The sequence below is a fragment of the Embleya sp. NPDC001921 genome (assembly GCF_053594475.1).
Map to the genome: position 1 here is coordinate 1 of NZ_JBSFEO010000127.1, position 5,191 is coordinate 5,191.

3 protein-coding genes and 2 pseudogenes are annotated in these 5,191 nt (G+C 70.4%); 3 read left to right on the plus strand and 2 right to left on the minus strand.

Features of this window, described 5'->3' with window-relative positions:
- Both ACWCPW_RS51480 and ACWCPW_RS51485 read right to left on the minus strand, forming a co-directional pair.
- Positions 1–472, minus strand: a 472-nt coding sequence (locus ACWCPW_RS51480) for an alpha/beta fold hydrolase (protein WP_449768599.1), incomplete at its 3' end; no start/stop codon positions are given.
- Between the two features lie 924 nt (positions 473–1,396).
- On the minus strand, positions 1,397–3,007 hold the full coding sequence (locus ACWCPW_RS51485; protein WP_449768600.1) for a hypothetical protein: 1,611 nt from the start codon (positions 3,005–3,007) through the stop codon (positions 1,397–1,399).
- 353 nt (positions 3,008–3,360) lie between these two features.
- Here ACWCPW_RS51485 and ACWCPW_RS51490 point away from each other — a divergent pair, with 353 nt between their 5' ends.
- The 3 genes and pseudogenes from ACWCPW_RS51490 to ACWCPW_RS51500 form a co-directional block, all read left to right on the plus strand.
- The gene (locus ACWCPW_RS51490; protein WP_449768601.1) at positions 3,361–3,864 is read left to right on the plus strand and encodes a hypothetical protein; all 504 of its coding nucleotides are present in this window, start codon (positions 3,361–3,363) and stop codon (positions 3,862–3,864) included.
- 379 nt (positions 3,865–4,243) lie between these two features.
- Positions 4,244–4,450 (plus strand): annotated as a pseudogene (locus tag ACWCPW_RS51495) (M50 family metallopeptidase); the annotation flags it as partial.
- Between the two features lie 352 nt (positions 4,451–4,802).
- Positions 4,803–5,191 (plus strand): annotated as a pseudogene (locus ACWCPW_RS51500) (hypothetical protein); the annotation flags it as partial.

A 5,191-nucleotide genomic window follows, 5' to 3' on the forward strand; every position in this document is an offset into this window, starting at 1 on the left:
GCAGGGTGGCGAGATCGGCGTCGGAGAGGCCGTCGAGCACCTCCGGGTCGGCCGTGGGGTCGAACGCGTTCGTGTATCGCCCTCCGTGCTCGGCGGCCTCCGCCTCGGCGCGCGTGCGCTCGGCCGGATCGATCACGTCGAGCAGGGCGGTGCCGTCCCCGACCGGGCCGGAGTCGACGTAGACGATCCGGGCGATCCGCTCCGGGACGGCGTCCAGCGTCTCGTACGCGGGGAACGAGCCGCCCGAGTGGGCGACCAGGATCACATCCGTGAGATCCCGCGAGGTGATCACCTCCATCAACGCGCGGGTCTGGGCAGCGAGATCGACGCCCGTGACGTCGACGCGGTCCGCCTCCAGACCCGGCAGCGTCACCGCTGTGACGTCGTGCCCGGCTGCGCGCAGCGGACCGGCCACGTCGTCCCACGCCCACGCGCCGAGCCAGTAACCGGGGACGAGAACGATGTTCGCCATGGTGGTGCTCCTTCGATCGTCGTGCTGACAAGGACAATCCTGGAGCCTGTACCTGACAAGTAGTGTCATGTACGGGGACGGAGTCGTCGGATGGCGGGGTCGCCCTCCTGCGCACCGGGGTTGTCGTCGAGGTCGGCACCGGAGAGGTACACCGATGACAAATTCTTCGACGCTCCCGGCGAGGGACTTGCCCCGCTCGGACAGACGCCACCGAACGCGGAGGTCGACCGTCCGCGCGCGTCGCCGACGCCGCCGCGTTCACGCGCGGGCGGGGACGGGTACGCCGGCGCGGACGAGTCGCGTCGCGCCGGATCCGCGGTTCACCCGGTCGGGCGCGTGCACCCGGTCGCGAGCGGGGCAGGATGGTGGCGCGCGGTCCCTGCCTGTTTCCGGCTCGGGAGGGGTGGCGTGTGGTGGGTGGGCCGTACCTCGCTCCAGCTTCGGCAGGGAGCAGCCGATCCGGCGGGCGAGCGCAGCCTCGCGCCGTTCCGCTTTCGGCCCGTGTCCCGTAATGACAGCGCCGTGTCGCCGGCCCGTCCGGGACAAGCGTCCGACGTCGTTGTGGCTTTCAAAGCAGACCGCGAACCGGCGCGAACCCTGAAGCCGGAACCGAATACGATTCACAGGACAAGACGCTCTTCGACGCATTCCCCGCCATCCCCCGAGCGCTCGCTATGCCGGGCGGTCGCGAATAGGGCGCGATGGCCCTATGCCGTTGCTTCGGGCGGCCGATCACGATCCTGTGCCGCGTACGAAAATGCCCGGTGGTGCGGGCGCCGGCCGGTAGTGGCCGAGTCGTCCCACACCACCGGGCGAGTAAAGCGGCACCGTCTCGAAGCGTCGACACCCGCACATCCCGACGCGTCGACTCGGTGTCGACCATCCCGAGCTCGGTTGACTCGAACTCGGTTGAATCGCGCTCGGTTAACTCAGGCTCAGCGTGAGCGCCCCCGAGTAGGTCCCCGGGCGTACGAACGCCGGGGTCGTCAACGTCAGGGCGGCGTCCGCCGAAACGCTGCCGCCCGTGGTTCGACCCTCGACCGGTGTCTGCGTGCACAACTGGGCCTGGGTCGCCCCGAGCGGCCCCGGAGTGCCGGGGGTGACCGTTCCGGGCGCGCCGTCGGCCGCCACGCACGCGGGGGTCCAGGCCACGCTCCCGGCCGGGAGCCGGTCGGTGCCGTTCTCGGCCGTCAGCTCCGACATCGTGCCGGTGAGCGACCATCCGAGGTCGGTCCCTCGGGCATCGACCACGGTGACCCGGTTGAGCGCGGCGTTCAGGCGCAGCGGTTTGCCGTCGATCGTCGCGCTGCCGAAGTCGATCCGGCCGCCGGCCTGGGACATCGTCAGGCCGCCGGGCTTGATCTGCCCACTGACCGACTGGGTCAGCCGAGCCGGGCCCTCGCCCACCGTGTACGGCGTCCGCATGCCGATCGCGGGGTTGCCGAACTCGTACGCCGCGACCGCGGCGGTGGTCGCGGTGGTCACCGTGAACGTCGCGGTGAACGAGCCGTTCGCGTCCGCGGTGGTGGTCACGGCGTCCTCCGTCGGCGCCCCGGGCTCGTCCTGGGGTTGGACGGTGATCCGGGCGTTCGGCGAGAACGCGGTACCGGTGACGGTCACCTGGGTGCCGACCGGACCGGTGTTCGGGCTCAGCACGAGCCCCCGACCGCCGACCGGTACGGACACGACGGTCAACGGCGCCTCCAGGGCCACCGATCCCGACGTGACCTTCAGGAGCGCCGCCGTACTGGGAACCGCGCCGGCGACGTGCACCCACCCCGACAGCACGCCGTCGACGACCTTGACGTCGCTCGCGGCGATGGTCGAGTAGCCGTTGTCGCAGAATCCGCCGAACTCGGGGAAGCACATGGTCAACCCCACCGGACCGGCCGGCCAGTGCGCGCCGGACAGCGTGACCCGGGAGTTCGAGTCGACGGTGCTCGGCGTCGCGGTCAGCGTGGGCGCCTGACTGCCCTGCTCGACCGTGTACGACGCGACCACGCCGTTGACGGAGACCGGCACGCACGTCGCCGTCGCGAGCAGGTTTCCGCCGACGATGGTCTGCACCACGATCGACTTCAGGGTGAGGTTTACCGTGGACCCGGCCGCCGCGCCGACGATCGTCGTAGGCACGGTGAACGGGGGCGGCACGATGGGCGTGTTCACCTCGATCGGCGTTTCGAACGACGGTGGCGCCACCGAGAGATCCCCGGTCGTGCCGCCGGACATGGCGAACGTGTAGACGGACTTGATCGTCGCGAGCGGAATCGGGATCGGGCTGGTCGCCGGACTCCCACCCGCCACGACGTGCATCGAGGTGGCGCCGTCACCGTGCGTCGGGTCCAGGGTCACCTCGAACTGCTGCTGCCCCTCGGGGGCGCCGACCGGGGTCGTACACCGCATGACCGGGGTCACGGTGCCCGCGCCCGCCGACGGCGCGAGGGCGACCAGACCGCCGCCGAGGGCCAGCGCGGCCGCCGCCACCGAGGCGGCCCAGCGATGGCGGGTCAGTCTTCGGGATAACCGTTTTGACACGTTACTCCTTCGTGTGGACGGCCGGTGTGGACGGCCGGTGTGGATGGCCTGTTCGGAGCCCGTCGGAAACGAGAGGCGTAGCGAACTATTCGCACATTTGGATCATCCGTAGTCAAGAGCGAGACGCGATCCGATTCATGCGACACGTGTCACCATGATCGAGAAATACCCGGGAAACCGAATATTCTTTGCCGAGGTGACTGGTCGTGAATTGCGATCATGAATTGTCCATAGTGGATTTCACTGCCGGAGAATTGCGTTCCGATCCTGCTTGACGAAATCCGAGACTTCGGATTCACTCCAAATGCGCCGACAGGAACTTTCCGCCGTATCTGTCGAAAGGGGCACCTTCCATGTCACGATCCAAAGCCCTCGCGGCCGGCGCCGCCGTCTTCGCCGGCGCCATGGCCGCGACCGTCGCACTCAGCGGCACGGCCACGGCCGGCGGTCCGTCCACCGCGAAGTACGACTGTCTGACCTCGATCGGGATCAGCTACACCGGCAAGACCGCGACGTTCACCACCAACGCGTCGCACCAGATCTCGGCCACCATCGCGCTCGCGCCGCTGATCACCATCAACAACGGTGACCTCACGATCACCGCCAACCTCGGGGGTCCGAGCGGCACGGTCACCTTCAGCGGCACCGCCGGCACGTCCGGCCCCTTCGGTCCGGTCAACCTGGGTCCGCTGAACAAGACGGCGGGCACGATCTCCGCCGGTCAGGCCATGACCGTGATCCAGTCCGCCAGTCCGCCCAGCGCCACGAACTGGTCGGTCAAGCTGCACCACAATCCCAACAACGTCGACATCTGGTGTGTCGGCAAGAGTGCGTTCAGCCCGGCTTTGACCTACTGATCCATCAGCCCCGCCCACGGCGCGGCGGGGGGATCGACAGCCAGGGGTTCGACGCCGCTTCGATCGTCACGTTTGGGCCGGCCAGGCCCGAGGTGCCGTCGAACCCCGGTGCGTACGACCTTGCGCTCTTGCGCTCTCGCGCTCTCGCGCTCTCGCGACGTCCCGACTCCCGACTGTCGGCCGCACTCGCGATCACCCGCCGCCGACTCCCACCCGTACGCCCTTGCCGACAGTGCGGTCACGGCTGCCGTACACCGGGCCGCTCGGCCCCGCCCGGACGACAGCGTTCGAGGCCGAGGGCCAGGGGCACAGGCCGGCGGGACGAGAGGGCGGCGTGAGCAGCGTCGAGACGGTGTCGTTGCAGGAACCGTGGGACCGGATGGTGGATACCGAACCCGATCCGCCGATTTGGCTCGCGCCGGTCACCGGCACGGTGGCGGTCGTGGTGGTGCTGCACCGGCCGACCGGGCGCTCGCCGCGCACCGTCGTGACGATCGCGCATGAGGGCGGGCACGCGATGGTCGCGCTGCCGAGCGGACGCCGCCTGTTCGGCATCCGGCCGCACTCGGACACATCCGGGACAACGATGTCGGTGGGCAAACCGACCGGCTTGGGCATGATCCCGATGGCGGGGCCGGCTACACCACGCCGTCCTTGCTGGGCGCGGGCGTCCCCGCCGCCCCGGCAACGGCCGTCTCCCGGCTGCGGCAACGCCGGGAAGAGGTCCGCGCCGTGGGGATATCCCGAGGCGACCCAGGCGGCAGGGCCGGGGCCTCGCGCCGAAAGACCGGTGCCCGCCCCGAGGTTGCGGGCGGTGGGCTCGGCGGGACGCCGGGTGGGTGTGCTTTCCGGCGTTGACGGGCAACTCGCGCAGGCGCGCGCGGCCCTCGGCCACGCGCTCCCTATTGCGTTGCGCGGACGCGCCGTCCGTCGGTGGTGTGCTCCGGCGGTGGCAGGCCGTCGCGCGCGTCTTCGGGATCTCCGCCCGCTCCGCGATGTGTTACCCCCGTGCCGCCCACGCCGACGTCACGGGCGTCGATCTCGCTGCCCAGACCCGCGCGTTGATGGAGGTGATCACCTCGCGGGATCTCACCGGCGTGGTCCTGGTCGCCCACTCGGGCGGCTCGTTCCCCGCGTACGAGACGCTGGACGCCGTCCCGGAGCGGATCGCCCGGATCGTGGGAGAGGCCGTCGAGCACCTCCGGGTCGGCCGTCGGGTCGAACGCGTTCGTGTATCGCCCTCCGCGCTCGGCGGCCTCCGCCTCGGCGCGCGTGCGCTCGGCCGGATCGATCACGTCGAGCAGGGCGGTGCCGTCCCCGACCGGGT

Coding starts and splice junctions, on each gene's coding strand:
- ACWCPW_RS51490 (WP_449768601.1), top strand. CDS start 3,361: ATGTCACGATCCAAAGCCCTCGCGGCCGGCGCCGCCGTCTTCGCCGGC.